This is a genomic window from Nonomuraea longispora (assembly GCF_004348345.1).
Lineage (GTDB): Bacteria > Actinomycetota > Actinomycetes > Streptosporangiales > Streptosporangiaceae > Nonomuraea > Nonomuraea longispora.
The window spans coordinates 39,273-56,775 of the sequence record NZ_SMJZ01000024.1 but is presented as its reverse complement, the minus strand read 5'-3'; the positions used below and the strand labels follow the sequence as shown (position 1 = coordinate 56,775).

Sequence of the window (17,503 nt, the reverse complement as noted above, 5' to 3'; positions counted from 1 at the left end):
GACACGCACACACCCGCCAAGACCAGCACAAACACTTACCAAACCCACAACAGCGGCCGAGCACAACCAAAGATTGAGCCGGGAAGCCTCGGGTAGGGCACGCACTCGCACCCACACCACGCCCTATCCCCGGCCCGGCCGGACACAGCACGAAGGAGCACACACCATGACCTTCAACCCACTGCAAGAACGCGGCATCCCGCTGGACAAACAACTACGCAACTGGCGCGAACTCAACGTCACACCCACCGACCCCGACCACGCCGACCCCTACACCCGCTGCCGCATCATCACCATGAACGGCATCGAAGTCGAAGCCATCATGTTCAACCACCACCTGGCCCGCCACTGCCCCGACACCGACCTCAAACAACACCTGGCCCGCGTCCGCTACATCGAAGCCCAGCAGCAAAAAGCCGTCAACTGGCTCCTACCCGGCCTGGCCTCGGTCCTGGAAACCACCATCGCCTACGAACAAGTCGCCGTCGACCTGACCGCCTGGGTCGCCCGCATGGAACCCGACCCCTACCTCCAGCAGGCCTACCAATTCGGCGTCCTGGAAGACTTCGACCACCTCTACCGCTACTCCAACCTCTACGAAATGATCGAACACCGCAAAGCCGAGAAAATCGTCGACCAACTCACCGAGATCATGCCCGGCCGCCCCACCTACCTGCACCACCGCAACCCCGTCGACAACGTCCGCGAACCCTACGACAAAACCACCGCCGCACCCATCTCCAAGCTGCACGCGCTGACCATCATGTCCGCCGAGCAGCAGACCATGAACTTCTACATGAACGTCGGCCCCCTCTACATGGAACCCATCGCCCGCCAGCTCTACCAGGAGATCGGCCTCATCGAGGAAGAACACGTCACCCACTACGAATCCCTCGTCGACCCCGGCGAAAGCTGGTGGGAGATGCTGCTCAACCACGAATACAACGAGTGCTACCTCTACCACTCCTTCATGGAGACCGAGTCCGACCCCAAGGTGAAAAACATCTGGGAACTCCACCTCAACATGGAGCTGGAACACCTGCGCCTGGCCGCCGAACTGTTCAAACGCCACGACGGCCGCGACCCCGAACAGGTCCTGGCCCCCGAACTGCCCGTCCCGGTCACCTTCGAGCCCAACAAGGCCTACCTGCGCGAACTCCTGTCCACCCAGATCGACTACACCACCCTGGGCACCGGCTACGTACAAGAAGCCCACGAACGCTTCGAGCAGATGCAACAAGCCCTCATGGGCGGCGAGAAAGCACCCTCCGAACGCGTCATCGAAGACAACCGCGCCGTCTCCGGCCACGAATACCGGCTGCAGACCGACGGCGAACACCCGATCACCAGCCTGGCCGCCGACCGCTGACCACCAGCGAGCCGGGATGGGCATGGTGACGGTGTCGTCGTGGCGCGAGCTGGACGACTCGATCAGCGAGGCCGGCCGGCGTGACGGGGTCGGGCCCGCGCACTCATCGCTGGTCTTCCGTGGGCTGGCGAGGAGCACGTACTCGCATGTGTCCGGGCTGGCGCGGTTGAACGGTGACTACGCCGACCTCGAGTCCCACCTGATCCGCAATTTCCGGAAATATGCGCATCGGCAGGCGCCGGGCACGACCATGTGGGACTGGCTGGCCCTGGGCCAGCACCACGGCCTGCCCACCCGCCTGCTGGACTGGACCTTCTCTCCGCTGGTGGCCCTGCACTTCGCCACCGCCTCCCGGCCCGAGGACGATGGTGCGCTGCTGGCGGTCGACTGCGCGGGCGCTCACCGGCTGCTGCCGGAGCCGCTGCGTGAGCCCCTTGCGGCGGAGGGGGCGTTGGTCTTCACCACGGAGATGCTCGCGGAGCAAGCCCGTGACCTCGCGGCCTTCGACCGGCTCGGTGAAGAGCCGTTCCTGGTGTTCTTCGAGCCGCCGTCGCTGGACGAACGCGTGATCAACCAGTCGTCGATCCTGTCGGCGTTCTCGCAGGTCACGTACCAGCTGGAACAGTGGCTGGCGGCGCATCCCCGGCTCTGGCACGGGTGGGTCATTCCCGCCGAGGTGAAGGCCGAGATCAGGCAGCGGCTCGACCAGGCGAACATCACCGAGCGGGTGCTGCTTCCCGGGCTGGACGGGCTCGCCGACTGGCTGCGCCGGTACTACTCGCCCGGCCGGGTCACGACGGGCGAGGCCGAGGGCGGAGCGTCCATGACCGAGAGCGAGGACCCCGGACAAACGTAGCCGTACCTGGGGATTCGCCGAAGGCGGGCCACGGGTGGCACGACGCATGCCCGACCGAAAAGCGATCTTGCTGCTCAGCATGGCTGTGACCGGTCGGGCGACGTGTCGCGGGACGGCCTGTCAGCCGAAGAGGGAGTGCCCGTTGCCCCGCTTGATGCGGCGGCGGATCACGACGACCAGATCGATGGCCGCGATGACGGCCAGGACCGCCATGATGACCGCCAGCACGGGAAGGTTCGCGGTGGCGGCCAGCACAGCGAAGACCGTACAGATCACCAGCCCGAAAGTGGCCAGCACGATGCGCAGGTTGAGCGCGCTCTGCGGTCGTTCCGAGGTCGGCGAGACGACCGACCAGAACCTGTCACGAACCGATGGGTGATGCCTGTCCATGCCCTCCACCTCTCTGCGGACCGCCCCTCTACCCAGCGGGGGACGGGCGATTCATGACGCCCTCACTTCCCGGCGTGCGCGCCCCGGGGGCAGATAGAACCGGCCGAGGAAGCCCCTGATCAGGCGGGCCACGTCGTCGAGGGCGCTCTCCAGGAGGAAGTGGCCGCCTTCGAGAAGGTGGATTGGCCGTGTGCGGCAACCGGATGAAGGCCCGGCGGCACTACCAGCGCGCCCGCCGGCCGCCGGCAGGAACGTGCTGAGCATTTCGACGAACGTTTCTACACGTGGCCGCACAGGCCGTGACCGGTACGGCGATGGACGACGCCGCGGTCCATCCGCCGGTCCCCGCCCTCATGGGCGTCCCACGAGCCCGGTACGCCGGGCCGCTCGCCACCGGGTGACGGCATGAAACTTTCACAGTCCATTGACGCTAGGAAAGCGCTTTCCTAGCGTGTGGGCCGAGCTCCCATGACGACCCCGATGCCGCGGGCCCCGCGGCACTCACTCCGGCACCCGACGACGAAAGTGAGACGACAATGGGACGAGCAGTCGCGCTGCGACTCCAGGCGGCGCTGGCCGCGATGGTCACCGCGGCCGCGGTCGGCGTGGCCTTACCGATGACCCAGGCGTCGGCGGCGGCCGGCACCGCCACCGGCTTCGCGACCGGCAACGGCGGCACCACCGGCGGCGCGGGCGGGCAGACGGTGAGAGCCACCACGGGCACCGCGATCCACGCGGCCCTGTGCGGCCGGGCCAGCAGCAGCACCCCGATCACCATCGAGGTCGAAGGGACCATCAACCACGGCAACACCTCCAAGGTGTCGGGCGACAGCTGCAACACCGCCGCCGGCGTGATCGAACTCAAGCAGATCAGCAACGTCACGATCATCGGCGTCGGCAGCGGCGCCGTCTTCGACCAGCTGGGCATCCACATCCGCGAGGCCCGCAACATCATCATCAGGAACGTGACGGTCCGCAACGTCAAGAAGTCGGGCTCGCCCACCTCCAACGGCGGTGACGCCATCGGCATGGAGAGCAGCGTCCGCAACGTCTGGGTCGACCACGTCACCCTGGAGGCCTCGGGCGGGGAGTCGGAGGGCTTCGACGGGCTCTTCGACATGAAGAACGACACCCAGTACGTCACCCTGTCCTACAGCATCCTGCGCAACAGTGGCCGGGGCGGGCTCATCGGATCCAGCGAGAGCGACCGCTCCAACGGCTACGTCACCTTCCACCACAACCGGTACGAGAACATCGACTCCCGCACCCCGCTGCTGCGCGGAGGCATCGCCCACATCTACAACAACCACTACGTCGACCTCCACGAGTCCGGCATCAACTCCCGGGCGGGAGGCCGCGCCAAGGTGGACAACAACTACTTCGAGGACTCCAAGGACGTCCTCGGCACCTTCTACACCGACGAGGCCGGCTACTGGCAGGTCGGCGGCAACATTTTCGACAACGTGACCTGGTCGAGCCCCGGCGACGAGAACAACCCCGCCGGCCCGAACCCGCAGTCCAACACCTCCGTCAGCATCCCCTACCCCTACAACCTCGACGGGGCAACCTGCGTGCCGGACATCGTGCGGCAGACGGCGGGCGCCAACAAGGGGCTGCTGGAGTCGGGGGGCGACTGCTCCTCGCCGCAGGAACCCACGACGCCCCCGACCGACCCCACCGACCCGCCGACCACGCCGCCGGACGGGAGCAACCTCAGCATCGGGGCCGGTTCCGACGGCTCCAGCAAGGGCGGCGGGACGAGCTACGGCAACGTACGGGACGGCGACATGAGCACCTATTGGTCGCCTTCCGGCTCGACCGGCGACATCTCGGTCAAGTGGAGCTCCGCCACGACGATCGCCAGGGTCGTCATCCGTGAGGCGTCGGGCTCCGCGGGCGCCATCGGATCCTGGCAACTGGTCAACCACGACACCGGGGCCGTCCTGAAGTCCGGCAGCGGGGCGGGCGACATCACCTTCACCCCGACCTCGCTGAAGAAGATCACCTTCAAGATCACCGGCGCGAGCGGCACGCCGAGGGTCGCCGAGTTCGAGACCTACGCCGGGTGACCGGCCCGCGGCGCGGAGGAGGTCGCACTCTCCTCCGCGCCGCGGCTCACCAGCCCCCGGTCCTTCCGCAACCGCACGCACACCGCGAACGGCGCGTCGTCCCGCTCCCCCCGACGCCTTCGACCGGGCCGCGCGTACGGATCTCGCCCGCGTACCGCATGCCGATGCGCTCCATCACCGCACGGGAACGCACGTTGTGGCGGGCCGTGCACGACACCACGGCCGACGACCTCGCCGCTCATCCGGTCGTACGCGATCCATTTGCGCACACCGTGCAGGAGCCACGACTCGCCCATGGACGCCGCCCATCGCTCCGGCTGCCGAAGGTCGGGCCTGGCCGTGCCGTACCAGGGCCACACCTCCTCGTCGTCGTGCACCGTCCACAGGTCGGACGCGAGGGAGGGACCGGCCGGTTCGAGCCGCAGGCGCGTCGTGAACCGCCGCATGCCGGCGTCACCACCAGCCGAAGGCGGCCCAAGCGAGGAGCGGGGCGACGACGATCGAGACAAGCCCGTAGGTGAGCAGGTTACGGAACAGACGGGGTCTGACCGAGGGCTCGGCGGCGCCGAGGATGAGCCCGCCGGTGATGCCGAGCGGGTTGATGTCGACCAGCACCGAGGCCAGAGCGAGGGCGAGCACGCCGCCCACCGGGGACACCCCGGCGGCCACCAGCGGCGGCAGCAGCGGCATGACGGTCGCGAACACCGCGATGGAGCTGGCGGCGAAGGACGTGACGCCGGCGATGTAGCAGAGCACCAGCAGGCTGAGCAGCGGCGACCCTTCGATCGTGAGCAGGTCGCTGATCTGCTTGAACGCGCCCAGGTGCTGCATCAGGCCCACGTACGTCAGCAGGCCGCCGATCAGCAGGACCACGGTCCACGGGATTCTGGACACGATCGCGTCGGCCGGCAGCCGGAACACCAGCTGCACGATCAGCGCGGCGGTCAGGCCGAGATAGCCCACGTTCATGTCGAAACCGACGGACAGGACGACGACGGCCAGCATGCAGGCCAGGGTGAACGCGCGTGCTCCGGGGCGCGTCGGCGTCGCGGCGGGCGGGGGTGCGGGAGCGTCGACGGTCGCCGTCGCGGCGCCACCGCCGGACGCGGGTGCGGGTGCGGGTGCGACCCCGCCGGACCCGGGCTCCGGCTCCGGTACGGCGGCGCCGTCCGCGGGCTCCGGGGCGGTGGCGCCGGAGCCCGGGTCGGGGGCGGCCGGTCCGGTGCTGCGGGCCGAGGAGAGGGCCGGGATGGGTGCCCGGCCGCGTGGGATGCCGCCGCTCCACAGGCCGACGATCAGCAGCCCCGCGCACACGGCCAGGCCGGCGAGCAGCCCGCCGCTCAGGAACGCCACCGGCGCCGAGCCGGACAGGCCGATCCCGAGCTTGGTGCTCAGCTCACGCGCGGTGACGCCGTACACGGCGAGCGGTGAGAGCAGCCCGCTGATGATTCCGGTGACGCCCAGGACGGCGGCGATCAACGGCGAGGTACGGTAGCGCGCGGCGAAGCCGAGCGCGATCGGCGAGACGATGGCGGTCGCCGCGGCGGGCAGGGTGCCGACGGCGGTGAGCACGGCCCCGATGGCGAAGGGCACCAGGGCGATCAGCACCAGCCGGCCGCCGGCCATCCGGAGCAGCACATCCAGTAACCAGTCGAGGGTTCCGTTGTGATGGGCGACGGCGAACAGCGCCGTCACGCCGACGATGAGCACGAAGAAGTCGGCCGGGAAGAACGCCGTCACGTCGCTCTCCGACACGCCGGCGGCCAGCCCGAGGACGAACGCCGCCGCCAGGGCGCCCAGCCCGAGGTCGAAGCCGGGGATCAGGGTCGCCGCGAGAAGGGCGGCCAGCACGATGATGGACAGGGTCGCCAGGGTCATGAGCACGCTCTTTCTCGGGTCAGACCACTCCTCGGTGGCGCAGGTCATGGATGTCTTGGTCCGCGAGCCCGGCGAGGTCGCGCAGCACTTGGGCGGTGTGCTCGCCGAGGGCCGGCGCGGCGTGTCCGACGGTGGCGTCGAAGCCGGAGAACCGCCCGGCCGGAGCCTGCATGAGACGGGTACGGCCCGTTCTGTCGTCCGGCACCTCCACCACCGAGCCACGGGCGCGGATGTGCGGGTCGGCGCAGACGTCGGCGGCCGAGTTGACCGGCCCTGCGGCCACCCCGGCGTCGACGAGCAGCGTCATCAGCGGTTCGAGGTCGTGCTCCGCGACGAAGGCGGCGACCCGCGCCTCGATCTCCTCCCGGTGTTCGAGGCGGGCGGTCATGGAGTCGTGCACGGCGAGGTCGGCGGCGTCCATGACCTTGACCAGCCGGCGCCACATCTGCTCGGTGGAGGCAGGCAGGGCCAGCCAGCGGCCGTCACGGGTGCGGTAGAGATCGTTGGGGCTGATGTGCGGGTTCTGGTTGCCCTGGCGTTCGCGGTTCTTCCCGGTCGCGCCGTACTCGACGATGAAGTCCTCCATCATCCGCAGCAGCGGCTCGTACAGGGGGATGTCGGCGAGCTGGGCCTGGCCGGTGAGGTCGCGCTGGCGCAGCGCGAGCATGGCGGCGAACGCGGCGTAGATGCCGGTGACGCCGTCGGCCACGGGGTAGCCGGCGAAGAGCGGTGGCCGATCGGGGGCGCCCGTGCGGTAGGTCAGGCCGGCGAAGGCCTCCGCGACGCGGGCGAAGCCGGGGCGGTCGGCGTACGGACCGGTCCGCCCGAACGCGCTCACCTGCACCATGACCAGGTCGGGCCGGTAGGCCCGCAGGTCGTCGAAGTCGATGCGGAACCGGCGCAACGTGGCCGGGCGGAAGTTGGTCACCACGATGTCGACGGCCGCGGCGAGCCGGCCGACCAGGTGTGCCGCCTCGGCGTGGTGCAGGTCGATCGTGACGCTGCGCTTGCCGCGGCCGAGCATCGCCCAGGCGGCCGACTCTCCGTCCTCCAGCGGCGGGTAGTGGCGTGCCGGGTCGCCCGTGGCGGGGTGCTCGACCTTGATCACCTCGGCGCCGAACTCGCCGAGCAGCGAGGACGCGAGGGGGCCGGCCAGGATCGTCGACACGTCCAGGACACGCACTCCGCCGAGCGGACCGTTGGCCACTGGTTATTCCTTTCACGTGGGGAACGTCGTTCGGGTGACGGTTGTGATGGACGTCACCATGCCGTGCCGTCGGCGTGCGGGGAAGACCTGAATGGCGTTCACGGGTGGAAGGTTTTTCCTTTATGGTGGCGCGGTGCGGGTGGAACGGGCGCGGTACTTCCTGGCCGCCGTCGAGACGGGGTCGCTGCGGGCGGCGGCCGGCCGGTGCGGCGTCAGCCAGCCCACGCTCGGGCAGCAGATCGCGCTGCTGGAGGAGGAGCTCGACGTCGTGCTGCTCACCCGCAGCCGGCACGGCGTGCGCCCGACCCCGGCCGGCCAGGCCCTGATCGAGCCGCTGCGCCGGCTGGTCGAGGCCGAGGAGGCGGTGCGCGAGTCGGCGATGCAGTCGAGCGGCTCCTACCGCGGCAGGGTCCAGATCGGCGGCGTCACGGTGACCGTGGAGACCATCATCGCTCCGGTCGTGGGCCGGCTGCGCCGCGACCATCCGGGGCTGCGCTTCACCGTACGCGAGGGGGCCTCGTCCGCCATCGAGACCGCCGTGCTGGACGGCGCGCTGGACTTCGGGGTGATCACCACGCCGCTGACCCCGCCCGCGCCGGGACTGCGGCGCATACCGCTCATCTCCGCTCCTCTCGGGGCGTACGCGCGTACCGACCATCCGCTGGCGGGCCGCGACCAGATCCACTGGCGTGACCTGGAGACCTGGCCCATCGTCACCATGCGGGCGGGCACCGTGCTGTGGGAGACGCTGCACCGGCACGTGGCGGCCCCCGACGTCGTGGTGCAGGCCATGTCGGCGCGGACCGTCAAGGTGATGGTCGGCCAAGGTGTCGGTCTCGGCATTCTCGCCGGGTTCGACACCTCGGCCGACATCACCGACGTGGTCTGGCTTCCGCTGTCCGACGCGCCTCCCGTGCAGCTGTGCCTGACGCAGCGTCAGGACAGCAGGCCCTCGCCGTCCGCCCTCATCGTCCAGCGGCTGATCCGCACCAGGGCCGGCGAGCTGGCCGGCGGCCGGGCTTCCCCGGTCAGCTGAGGGAGCAGGTGTTGGCCACGTCGCCGGAGGTCTGGCGGGGAATGGTGGCGCTGCGCGGGGGCTTGTGGCCGTGGCCCGGGGCCGTCCAGCGTTCGAGGGCCTCGAACGCCGTCCGCATGCAGGGAAGCAGCGGCCGCATCCGGTCGGGGAACATGTCGTACTCGATGTCGAGGTGGGAGGCGCCTTCCATCCTGTAGTAGCGGTGCAGGGCGGCCCTGCCCTGCTTGCGCACCAGCGCGGCGTACGGGTCGCTGTGGACCGCGATCGGCAGCAGGGTGTCCAGCGTCCCGTGCACCGTGATCAGCGGCTTGCCGATGCGGCCGGTCATCGAGGCCCGCCGCACCGCCTTGTGCACGCTCTCCGGGCGCGCGTAGTAGTCGTAGTCGGCGTCGCAGTTGGGCGTGCCGCTCTCGCAGAACGGGATGCCCGCCTCCAGGTCGCCGTCGTACTCCGGGTCGAGCTCCTCGCGTGCGCGGCGCTGCGTGCCGTCCCAGATGTTGCGGTAGTTGAACTCCCACAGGAACTCCGAGCCGGGGGCGAAGCCGGCCCGCAGCATCTCGGCGTGCGCCTCGGGGTCGCCGTTCTCGGCGTACTTCGGGTAGTTGCGCAGCGCCACCGGCAGGTAGACCAGCGCGTTCGGCCCGTTGTCCGGCGGCCAGTACGTGCCTTCCGCGTCGACGCCGCCGTCGTAGAGCTCGGGGTGGTTCTCCAGCGCCCAGCGCACCAGCTGGCCGCCGTTGGAGATGCCCGCCGCGTACGTCCTGCGCAGCGGCTTGCGGTAGTGGCGGGCGACGGTGGCCTTGGCGGCGACGGTGATCTGGGTCATCCGGTGGTACCACTCGACGTAGGCGTCGCCTGGCCGCCTGCCGTCCTTGTAGAACTCCGTGCCGCCGTTGCCCTTGTCGGTCGAGGCGTAGGCGTAGCCCTTGGCCAGCACGTAGTCGGCGATCGTGAAGTCGTTGGCGTACTGGCGGCGGTTGCCCGGCGCCCCCGCGACGACCAGCCCGCCGTTCCAGCGTCGCGGGAGGCGGATCACGAACTGGGAGTCGTGGTTCCAGCCGTGGGTGGGGTTGCTCGTGGAGTCGTCACGGAAATAGCCGTCGACCTGGATGCCCGGCACCCCGCTCGGGTTGCGGGTGGCCGCGGAGTGCAACCCCTGCCAGTCGGCGGCGTCGGTGTGCCCCGAGTCGACCGTGCCGGCGGTGGTGAGGTCGTCCAGGCAGGCCGTTACCTGGTGCTGCGCGCCCGGAACGTGGATTCTGCCCATGTGGGGGCAGCGGGCGTCCGCCTGCGCGAGCGACGCCACCGGCACCAGAGGGATCGCCACGAGCGACGCCATCAGGGCCGAGAAGACAGTGGATCTGCGGAGAAGAAGGGACATGGTGCGACTCCCTGGGGGAACGGAACTCGACGGTCAGGCCGGACGCCATGCGCGCCGGCGCTCAGTGCTCCGGCATCCTGTGGTCGCGGCCCCCACCGCTTCCGGTCCAGCGAGCCGACCGGTCTGGCTCAAGGTGCGTGTGCGGACGTTCGGGTCAATCGATCACGGAAGTTACTAAGCGCATAGTCAGGTGCCGGAGGGTGACTTGTCAACCGGTGAATTCCGGCGCCGAACGCGCGTACCTACTCCTTGGGCCTGCCGACCAACCGCAGCGCGAGGTCGGCGTAGAACTCACCGAGCTGCTCGGGCGAGTCGGCGCCGTCGAGCCGGTACCAGCGGACAAGATCGATGCTCAGCGACAACATCGCGCGCGTCACCCGCTTGACGTCCACCTGCGCGAACGTCCCGTCGGCGACTCCGCGCGCGACGGCGTCGCGGAAATAGCCGTTGGTCCGGTGACGCAACTCCACGATCTCGCCGTAGTGCTCGGCCGTGAGGGCGTTCAGCTCCATCTGGCAGACCCGCGCGGTCACGTGGTGGCGGGCATGCCACACGGTGTACGCCGCCACGATGGCGCGCAACCGGTCGGCCGACCCCTCCAGCGCCAGGATGGACGGGTCGCGTACGTGTGCCAGGACCCGCTCGTGGCCGACCCGGATGATCTCGAACAGAACTAGTTCCTTCGAGGGGAAGTGCACGTAGAGTGCGGCCGGGCTGAGGCCGACCCCGTCGGCGATGTCGCGCGTGGTCGTGGCGTGGAACCCGTTCGCGGCGAAGCAGCGCACCGCCGACGACAGCAGGCGGCGCTGCACCTCCCCCAGGTCCGCCCGCCACAACTCGGGCGAATGGTCCCGCAGCCGGGGATCGTCCACCAGGTCCTGTGCGGTGAACCGAGCCTGCCGTCTGGCCATCCGCGCCCCTTCGCCTCGGAGAGATGCCGCCCCCGCTCAGCGGCCCGGCACGAGCATTCTACGAGTGACTATGCGCTTAGCCACCTCGCCTACGGCGAGTCCAGCGGGCCGAAGGCACGCAGTGCGGCGACCAGCCCGAGGGGTTTCCCGAAAAGCTTGTTCCTCTGAACGCACGGAAAGCTTGCCCGCTCCAGACCCGTGACAAAGTCCCCTGAACACACGGAAAGGCGCGTACGTTCCAGACCGGTAACAGACAAACGCGCGGAAAGCCCACAAACCTGCCGAATCTCAGGGGGGTTGGTCGGCGGGCGGGGCGAGCCGGGTGAGTTCGTCCAGCGCCGTGATCAGGCCGGCGATCCGGTCGAGTGCGGCGAAGGCGTGTTCGGCGCCCGCCGGGTCGACGCCTTCGAACAGTTCCAGCCCGATGAAGGCGGCGGAGAGCGCCTTGGCCAGTCCGGCGACGTCCACGAGTCCGGACAGCGGGCTGCCGGCCAGCACGCGGCCGAGCACCTGCTCGATCTCCTCCGTCCACAGCGCGAGCCCGGCGGCGGTGGCGGGCGCCAGCCGGGGCTGTGTCTGCGCCCCCGCCAGCAGTTGGGCCAGTACGGCGACGTGCCCGCCGGCCCGTTCGGTGGTGTGCAGTTCCCGGCCCAGCGCGAGGAGTTCGTCCAGGGTGCCTGTCTTGCGCAGGCGGTCGCGGTAGACGGCGACCCGTTGTTCGGCGCCGTGGCGGCAGGCGGCGGCGAGCAGTTCGTCGACGCTGCCGAAATGGTAGAAGACCAGCGCCTGGTTGACCCCCGCGGCGGCGGCGACGGCGCGTGCGGAGGCCCCCGCGATGCCCTGCTCGACGAGCGTCGTGAGCGCGCCTTCGAGCAGTTTCGTACGGGTGTCCTTGCTCATGCCCGCGCTTCCTCGCGGACCGGCCGCAGGTCGGTGCGCACGCCGTGGGCGGCCACGCCGATGTGCTCGGCCTGGAAGGTGCCCTCGTAGCCGAAGAGCGGGCCGAAGTAGCGGTTGGAGACGGCGACCCGGACGCGGAAGCACTGCGCCTGGTCGTCGTACGACTCGCGGACCACGGCGTCGCCCCTGATCAGGGCCGGCACGTGGGTGTTCACGGGTCCTTCGCGGAAACGCTGCTCGCCGGAGCGGATGACCAGGGCTCCCTCCGGGTCGGCGTGCACGTGCAGGTCGGTGGCGAGGTGCTGGTGCGTGCCGAGGTAGTCGACGATGCAGCCACGTTCCCGGCTGAAGACCATCGTGGCGTCGAACCGCTGGGGACGGCCGGGGAAGGCGAACGTCCTGACGAAGGTGACGGTCTCGCGGCCGAAGGAGTCGCGGTAGGGGAAGTTCTCGATGGTGAAGGGCACGTCGCGGCCGACGCGCGGCACGAGGATGTGGCGGGTGGCGCCCAGCGCCAGGAACGGGCGGATCCACCTGCCGCCGTGCCGGACACGGTCCATCACGCCGCGGCCGACGCAGGCCTCGCCGCTGTCGAGCCCGACGGAGAAGCGACGCTGGATGCGCGGGTGGAGCCGGTCGAAGTCGGGGCCGAGGGCCCGCTGGAAGATCGAGGTCATGACCATCTCACGGAGTGCAGGAGGGCGGGTGGGGTGGCGGCCGTGTGTTCGGTCGGGCGGCGCAGGCAGCGCCGGGCCGCCGGCGTGACATGCGAGGGCGGCAGCAGGAGCGCGGCGATCGCCACCGGTACGGCGGCCACGGGCGCCACCGCCGCGGCCACCCCGATGGCCAGCGCCCGTGCCGCCACGTCGGCGAGCGCGTGCCGCAGGGATCGTTCGGGCGTGATGCCGCGCTCGCACCACAAACGCAGCCGGTCGAACGACCAGGCGGTGGCCCATCCCATGAGCGGCCGCAGGACGAGCCGGTCGGCGATCCGGCCGGGGCGCCCCCAGCGAGGCTCGTAGTCGTAGCCGGTGAGGAACCGGATGCCGTCTCCGGTCGGGAGGTAGCGCCAGTAGCCGCGGCCCCGCGCGATCGGTGAGAGGGGATGCGGGGAGGCGAAGCGGAGAGCCGAGGTGCGGGTGCCGTCGGGGCGCCGTTTCTCGCCCGCGGCGATGCCCGTTCCCGAGATGAGGAGACCGGGCAGGAGGCGGACCGCGTACCTGAAGCGCTGCGGCTCACTCCCGGCGCTGGCCAGGTGGTCGATGTGGGTGAAGCGCAGATCCCAGCGCCGGTGCTGCGCCGGATCCTGGGTGCGGTGCCAGAGCAGGTCGAGCTCGGTTCGTATGCGTGCCTCGATGTACAGCTGCACGTGCCGTCCTCTCGCGGCCCCCATGGCGCGAGTGTACGTTTGAGCGGTCGCTCAAACAAGGGTCAGCCGGCGGAGACGAGCCCGACCCGGTAGGCGAGGACGACCGCCTGCACGCGGTCGCGCAGGTCGAGTTTCATCAGGATCCGCGACACGTACGTCTTCACGGTCTCGACGGTGATGGACAGTTCGGCGGCGATCTCCGCGTTCGACAGGCCGGCCGCGATCTGTACGAGCACCTCCAGCTCACGCGGCGTCAGCGCGCGTACGACCTCCTGCCGGGCCGGATTGGCGGTGTCGGCGGGGCGCAGGCGGCCTGCGTAGTGGCCGATGAGGGTGCGGGTGACGGCGGGGGCCAGCAGGGACTCCCCGCGGACGATCGTACGCACGCCGTTGACCAGCTCCGCCGGCCTGGTGTCCTTGAGCAGGAAGCCGGCCGCCCCGGCCCTGAGGGCTTCGTAGACGTACTCGTCGACGTTGAAGGTGGTGACGACCAGCACTTTCACCGGGGTGGCGACGCCGGGCCCGGCCAGTTGCCTGGTGGCCTCGATGCCGTCGAGGACGGGCATCCGGATGTCCATCACGACGATGTCCGGGCGCAGCCGCCGCGCCGCCTCCACCGCCGCGCGGCCGTCGGCGGCCTCCCCGACCACCTCCATGTCGGGCTGGGCGGAGAAGATGGTGACGTAGCCGGTCCGTACGAGCTCCTGGTCCTCGCAGATGAGCACCCTGATCGGTGTGTCGGTCATGCGTGGCTCCTGGCGGGGATGGAGGCGCGGACGCTGAACCCGCCACCGGGCCCGCCTGCGGCGACCAGGTCGCCATCGAGCGTGCGCAGCCTGCGGCGCAGCCCTTCCAGGCCGCGCCCGCCCGAGGGCACGGCGGGCGCCGCGCCGGCGGGCCCGTCGCTGGTCACCTCGATGGCGATGCGATCGGGGTCGTGGTGCACCGTGACCCGGGTGGGCCGTCCTGCCGCGTGTTTCATCGCGTTGGTGAGCGCCTCCTGAACCACCCGGTAGGCGGCCAGCTCGACGTCCGCGGACCGGGGCCGCGGCTCCCCGTGCTCGGCCAGCTCGACGGGCTGGCCGGACGCGCGGGCCTGCTCGACCAGGTCGCCGATCCCGCACAGCGCCGGTGTACGGTCGTCCGCGGCGCCCGGCTCGCCGGTCGCCTCCAGCACGCCGAGCAGGTGCCGCAGCTCCGTGAGGGCCCGCCGCCCGGTGTCGCCGATGGAGGCGAGCCCGGCCTCGGCCCGGTCGGGCGCCGCGGCGACCACCAACCCTGCCGCGTCGGCCTGGACCACCATGGCGGTCACATGATGCGTGACCACGTCGTGCAGCTCGCGGGCGATGCGGGCCCGCTCGGACGCCTTGGCCACGTCCGCGGCGAGCCGCCGGCGCTCGGCCTCCTCCGCCTGCCGGCGGCGCATCCCCGCGCCGGCCATCCAGACCACCACCAGGATCAGGAAGAAGGCGAGGAAGTCCTGGGCTCGATTGGGCGATCCGAGGTGGTCCAGGACGACCGCGAGCGCGACATAGCCGGAGACGGCCGCCGCGGCGAGTCCGTGACGGAACCGCCTTTGGTGGGCTCCGGCCGCGTACACCGCCAGATACAGCCCGATGCTGGCGAACGTCGGCGGGTAGGACAGCGCCTGGTGCACCGCGAAGGCGGCGCCCACGACCGCCAGACAGGCCGCGGGCCATCGGCGGCGCACGGCCAGCGGCACGGACTGGGCCAGGACCAGCGCCAGGGCCGGCACGTCCGCCGGACGTCCGGGCAGGTCGCCGAGCTGCGCCGAGATGGCGGACAGCGTCGGCACGAACGCCAGCGCCGTGAGCAGCGCCGCGAGGGCGCCGTCCTTGGCGAACGCGGAGCGAGCACGCCAGGAGCCCGGCCAGGAACGGACGACGCCCGGGACGTTCGCGAACATCCGGCAAGAATAGTGGCGCAACCGCTCCCGGGCGCCGGGTGCCTCGACACCCTGTTGACCGGGGTCAGCATGGGAAGCCGAGCAAGGAGCTGGTTGACTAAGGCCGTCACCACGCGGTCGCTCCAAACGGGGGATTTCCATGCGCACTGTCGAACCCCAGGTCTTCGTCGTCGCCCGTCCGTCACTCGACTACGACGAGCTGGCCCGCTATCTCGCGGAGGTCGGCGGCGAGAGCTGGCTGGAGCGGCTCGACCGCGGCGACCTCGACGCCCAGAACCTCGCCGAGTTCGCCGGCCGGCTCTGCTACCGCTCCTTCGAACCCGGGCTCAATCCCAACGTGGTCCGGATCAGGAAGGACCAGGACGACTACCTGCGTAACATCCTGGCCAGCGCGCACGGCTCCGTGCTTGAGCACATCAGCTTCAGTTTCGTGCTGCACAACGTGAGCCGCGTCCTCACCCACGAGCTCGTCAGGCACCGTCCCGGCGTGGCGATCTCGCAGGAGTCGCTGCGGTTCGTACGCCTGGACGAGCTGCCGTTCTGGTTCCCCGAATGGGCGCAGGAGGACGACGAGCTGATGAAGCGGGCCACGGCCGTGCTGGAGCAGCTGGAGCAGTTCCAGCGGTGGATGGCCGGCCACTTCGGCCTCGACGAGGAGGGCGTGCCGTTCTCGGAGAAGAAGCACCGCACGTCGTTCATGCGCAGGTTCGCGCCCGAGGGCCTGGCGACCGGGCTGGTGTGGACGGCCAACGTGCGCACGCTGCGCCACACCATCGAGGCCCGCACCGCCGTCGGCGCGGAGGAGGAGATCCGCCTGCTGTTCCAGCGCATCGGCGAGCTCATGCGCGAGGAGGCGCCCGCCCTGTTCGGCGACTACGTGGTGGAGGACGGAGCCTGGGTGCCGGGCTGGCGCAAAGTCTGACCCGGCGGGCGCTCCCCGGCCTCACGAAAGCTTCACGGTCCGGCGTGAGGGCGCGAGCCTGACGGGCAGGGCGCGGTACCCGTTCGAGACGAACGACTCCAGCGGCAGCAGCTCACCGGGCGCGGCGGCCAGGGCCAGATCGGGGAAACGCTCGAACAGCGCGGGCAGCGCGATCCCGGCCTCCAGCCGGGCCAGCGGCGCGCCGACGCAGTGATGCACGCCGTAGCCGAAGGCCAGATGGGCCTTGACCGTGCGGGTGACGTCGAACCGGCCGGCGTCCGGCCCGTGCACGAGCGGGTCGCGCCCGGCGGCGCCGTAGCAGGCGAGGATGGCTTCGCCCGCGCGCAGCGTGACGCCGTCGCCGACGTCGATGTCCTCGACGGCGAAGCGCAGCGGCATGTTCGGCACGGGCGCCTGGTGGCGCAGCGTTTCCTCGATCGCGTCGTCCCAGGTGGCGCCCCCGCCGCGGACGCGGGCGAGCTGGCCTGGGTCGGTGAGCAGCGCGACGATCGTGTTGCCGAGCAGGTTGACGGTGGTCTCGTGGCCCGCGCTCACGAACAACGCCAGCGTGTCCACCAGCTCCTCCTCCGACAGCGGCGAGGTGTCGTCGCGCGCGGCGATCAGGGCGGAGGAGAGGTCGTCACCGGGCCGTTCGCGTTTCTCCGCCACCAGGTCCCTGAGGAGCCCCTGCAGGCGGGGAAAGGCGGCGGCGCTCTCCTCGGGCGCCTTGCCCACGTTGAACAGCAGGTCCACGCAGCGGGACACCTCCACGCGGGTGGCCTCGTCAGCGATGCCGAACAGCTCGCAGATCACCTTGATCGGCAGCTGGTAGGTGTAGCGGTCGCGTAAGTCGATGGGAGCGCCCGCAGGCAGGCCGGCCAGGTCGTCCAGCAGGTCACCGGTGATCGCCTCGATGCGTGGGCGCAGCGCGGTGACGCGGCGCGCGGTGAAGGCGCCGGCGATCAGCCCGCGCAACCGGCGATGGTCGGCCCCGTACGCCGTGAGCATGTTGCGCACGGCCACCCACGGGAACAGGGGCCAGTCCATGGGAATCTCGCCCTTGATCCAGGCAGGCCAGTGCCGGCCGGCGTCCTTGGACACGCGTGGATCGACGAGCAGCCGCCTGAGCAGAGCCTGGTCGCTCACCGCCCAGGCCCGCACAGCGCCGGGCATTTCGACGCGGGCGACCGGGCCGAGCGCGCGAATGCGTTCGGCCTCGCCGAGGACGTCGCTACCGCTGGGATCGATGACGAAGGGATCGTTGTCCATGCTTTCCTCCGGAATTTCG

Annotated in this window: 17 protein-coding genes; 5 read left to right on the top strand and 12 right to left on the bottom strand. The window is 70.5% G+C overall.

Going from position 1 to position 17,503, the window contains the following annotated elements; translation table 11 throughout:
* Window positions 1-166 precede the first annotated feature (166 nt).
* Entirely contained in the window at window positions 167-1,369 is a 1,203-nt protein-coding gene (locus E1267_RS09515) for a hypothetical protein (RefSeq protein WP_132331889.1), read from the top strand.
* A 16-nt stretch (window positions 1,370-1,385) separates the two neighbouring features.
* The gene (locus tag E1267_RS09510) at window positions 1,386-2,225 is read left to right on the top strand and encodes an FRG domain-containing protein (protein ID WP_132331887.1); all 840 of its coding nucleotides are present in this window, start codon (window positions 1,386-1,388) and stop codon (window positions 2,223-2,225) included.
* 120 nt (window positions 2,226-2,345) lie between these two features.
* Here E1267_RS09510 and E1267_RS09505 read toward each other — a convergent pair whose 3' ends face one another.
* On the bottom strand, window positions 2,346-2,615 hold the full coding sequence (locus E1267_RS09505) for a DUF6343 family protein (RefSeq protein ID WP_201762030.1): 270 nt from the start codon (window positions 2,613-2,615) through the stop codon (window positions 2,346-2,348).
* Window positions 2,616-3,151: 536 nt separating this feature from the next.
* On the opposite strand from E1267_RS09505, the gene E1267_RS09495 reads away from it, so the two are divergent.
* Complete coding sequence (locus E1267_RS09495; RefSeq protein ID WP_132331883.1) at window positions 3,152-4,684, top strand: pectate lyase family protein; 1,533 nt, start codon at window positions 3,152-3,154, stop codon at window positions 4,682-4,684.
* On the opposite strand, the gene E1267_RS09490 is transcribed toward E1267_RS09495, so the two are convergent.
* Genes E1267_RS09490 through E1267_RS09480 form a run of 3 tightly spaced genes read right to left on the bottom strand, consistent with a single transcriptional unit; the run spans window position 4,672 to window position 7,769 of the window.
* Window positions 4,672-5,130 carry a GNAT family N-acetyltransferase gene (locus E1267_RS09490; RefSeq protein WP_181957771.1) on the bottom strand — a complete coding sequence of 153 codons (459 nt, stop codon included), beginning with the start codon at window positions 5,128-5,130 and terminating at the stop codon, window positions 4,672-4,674. The genes E1267_RS09495 and E1267_RS09490 overlap by 13 nt on opposite strands.
* A gap of 7 nt (window positions 5,131-5,137) precedes the next feature.
* On the bottom strand, window positions 5,138-6,562 hold the full coding sequence (locus E1267_RS09485; protein ID WP_165959528.1) for an SLC13 family permease: 1,425 nt from the start codon (window positions 6,560-6,562) through the stop codon (window positions 5,138-5,140).
* Window positions 6,563-6,581: 19 nt separating this feature from the next.
* The gene (locus tag E1267_RS09480; RefSeq protein WP_132331879.1) at window positions 6,582-7,769 is read right to left on the bottom strand and encodes a CaiB/BaiF CoA transferase family protein; all 1,188 of its coding nucleotides are present in this window, start codon (window positions 7,767-7,769) and stop codon (window positions 6,582-6,584) included.
* A 133-nt stretch (window positions 7,770-7,902) separates the two neighbouring features.
* Between E1267_RS09480 and E1267_RS09475 the strand changes: the two genes are divergently transcribed.
* The gene (locus tag E1267_RS09475; protein ID WP_161715017.1) at window positions 7,903-8,805 is read left to right on the top strand and encodes a LysR family transcriptional regulator; all 903 of its coding nucleotides are present in this window, start codon (window positions 7,903-7,905) and stop codon (window positions 8,803-8,805) included.
* On the opposite strand, the gene E1267_RS09470 is transcribed toward E1267_RS09475, so the two are convergent.
* The 7 genes from E1267_RS09470 to E1267_RS09440 form a co-directional block, all read right to left on the bottom strand.
* A complete protein-coding gene (locus E1267_RS09470) occupies window positions 8,798-10,186 on the bottom strand; it encodes a tannase/feruloyl esterase family alpha/beta hydrolase (RefSeq protein ID WP_132331875.1) in 1,389 nt (462 codons plus the stop codon). The genes E1267_RS09475 and E1267_RS09470 overlap by 8 nt on opposite strands.
* A gap of 242 nt (window positions 10,187-10,428) precedes the next feature.
* A complete protein-coding gene (locus E1267_RS09465) occupies window positions 10,429-11,097 on the bottom strand; it encodes a TetR/AcrR family transcriptional regulator (RefSeq protein ID WP_132331873.1) in 669 nt (222 codons plus the stop codon).
* A gap of 288 nt (window positions 11,098-11,385) precedes the next feature.
* Window positions 11,386-11,997, bottom strand: a complete 612-nt coding sequence (locus E1267_RS09460; RefSeq protein ID WP_132331871.1) for a TetR family transcriptional regulator — start codon at window positions 11,995-11,997, stop codon at window positions 11,386-11,388.
* Window positions 11,994-12,680 (bottom strand): DUF4166 domain-containing protein, encoded by a 687-nt coding sequence (locus tag E1267_RS09455; RefSeq protein ID WP_246063658.1) that lies wholly within the window; start codon window positions 12,678-12,680, stop codon window positions 11,994-11,996. Before E1267_RS09455 ends, E1267_RS09460 begins: the two co-directional genes overlap by 4 nt.
* Entirely contained in the window at window positions 12,671-13,390 is a 720-nt protein-coding gene (locus tag E1267_RS09450; RefSeq protein WP_246063656.1) for a hypothetical protein, read from the bottom strand. The genes E1267_RS09455 and E1267_RS09450 overlap by 10 nt, the downstream gene beginning before the upstream one ends.
* A gap of 38 nt (window positions 13,391-13,428) precedes the next feature.
* Window positions 13,429-14,112 (bottom strand): response regulator, encoded by a 684-nt coding sequence (locus tag E1267_RS09445; protein WP_132331869.1) that lies wholly within the window; start codon window positions 14,110-14,112, stop codon window positions 13,429-13,431.
* Window positions 14,109-15,293, bottom strand: coding sequence for a sensor histidine kinase (locus E1267_RS09440; RefSeq protein WP_132331867.1), 1,185 nt, complete (start codon window positions 15,291-15,293; stop codon window positions 14,109-14,111). Before E1267_RS09440 ends, E1267_RS09445 begins: the two co-directional genes overlap by 4 nt.
* 139 nt (window positions 15,294-15,432) lie before the next feature.
* Here E1267_RS09440 and thyX point away from each other — a divergent pair, with 139 nt between their 5' ends.
* On the top strand, window positions 15,433-16,215 hold the full coding sequence (gene thyX, locus E1267_RS09435) for an FAD-dependent thymidylate synthase (protein ID WP_132331865.1): 783 nt from the start codon (window positions 15,433-15,435) through the stop codon (window positions 16,213-16,215).
* Window positions 16,216-16,236: 21 nt separating this feature from the next.
* Here the strand turns inward: thyX and E1267_RS09430 are convergent, their stop codons facing one another.
* Window positions 16,237-17,484, bottom strand: a complete 1,248-nt coding sequence (locus tag E1267_RS09430; RefSeq protein WP_132331863.1) for a cytochrome P450 family protein — start codon at window positions 17,482-17,484, stop codon at window positions 16,237-16,239.
* Window positions 17,485-17,503: the final 19 nt, after the last annotated feature.

Bases quoted from the DNA above. Each gene is read 5' to 3' on its own strand.
- E1267_RS09460 (WP_132331871.1), bottom strand. From the start codon at position 11,997: ATGAGCAAGGACACCCGTACGAAACTGCTCGAAGGCGCGCTCACGACG.
- E1267_RS09450 (WP_246063656.1), bottom strand. From the start codon at position 13,390: ATGGGGGCCGCGAGAGGACGGCACGTGCAGCTGTACATCGAGGCACGC.
- E1267_RS09455 (WP_246063658.1), bottom strand. From the start codon at position 12,680: ATGGTCATGACCTCGATCTTCCAGCGGGCCCTCGGCCCCGACTTCGAC.
- E1267_RS09490 (WP_181957771.1), bottom strand. From the start codon at position 5,130: ATGCGGCGGTTCACGACGCGCCTGCGGCTCGAACCGGCCGGTCCCTCC.
- E1267_RS09485 (WP_165959528.1), bottom strand. From the start codon at position 6,562: ATGACCCTGGCGACCCTGTCCATCATCGTGCTGGCCGCCCTTCTCGCG.
- E1267_RS09465 (WP_132331873.1), bottom strand. From the start codon at position 11,097: ATGGCCAGACGGCAGGCTCGGTTCACCGCACAGGACCTGGTGGACGAT.
- thyX (WP_132331865.1), top strand. From the start codon at position 15,433: ATGCGCACTGTCGAACCCCAGGTCTTCGTCGTCGCCCGTCCGTCACTC.
- E1267_RS09505 (WP_201762030.1), bottom strand. From the start codon at position 2,615: ATGGACAGGCATCACCCATCGGTTCGTGACAGGTTCTGGTCGGTCGTC.
- E1267_RS09470 (WP_132331875.1), bottom strand. From the start codon at position 10,186: ATGTCCCTTCTTCTCCGCAGATCCACTGTCTTCTCGGCCCTGATGGCG.
- E1267_RS09430 (WP_132331863.1), bottom strand. From the start codon at position 17,484: ATGGACAACGATCCCTTCGTCATCGATCCCAGCGGTAGCGACGTCCTC.
- E1267_RS09445 (WP_132331869.1), bottom strand. From the start codon at position 14,112: ATGACCGACACACCGATCAGGGTGCTCATCTGCGAGGACCAGGAGCTC.
- E1267_RS09510 (WP_132331887.1), top strand. From the start codon at position 1,386: ATGGGCATGGTGACGGTGTCGTCGTGGCGCGAGCTGGACGACTCGATC.
- E1267_RS09495 (WP_132331883.1), top strand. From the start codon at position 3,152: ATGGGACGAGCAGTCGCGCTGCGACTCCAGGCGGCGCTGGCCGCGATG.
- E1267_RS09515 (WP_132331889.1), top strand. From the start codon at position 167: ATGACCTTCAACCCACTGCAAGAACGCGGCATCCCGCTGGACAAACAA.
- E1267_RS09440 (WP_132331867.1), bottom strand. From the start codon at position 15,293: ATGTTCGCGAACGTCCCGGGCGTCGTCCGTTCCTGGCCGGGCTCCTGG.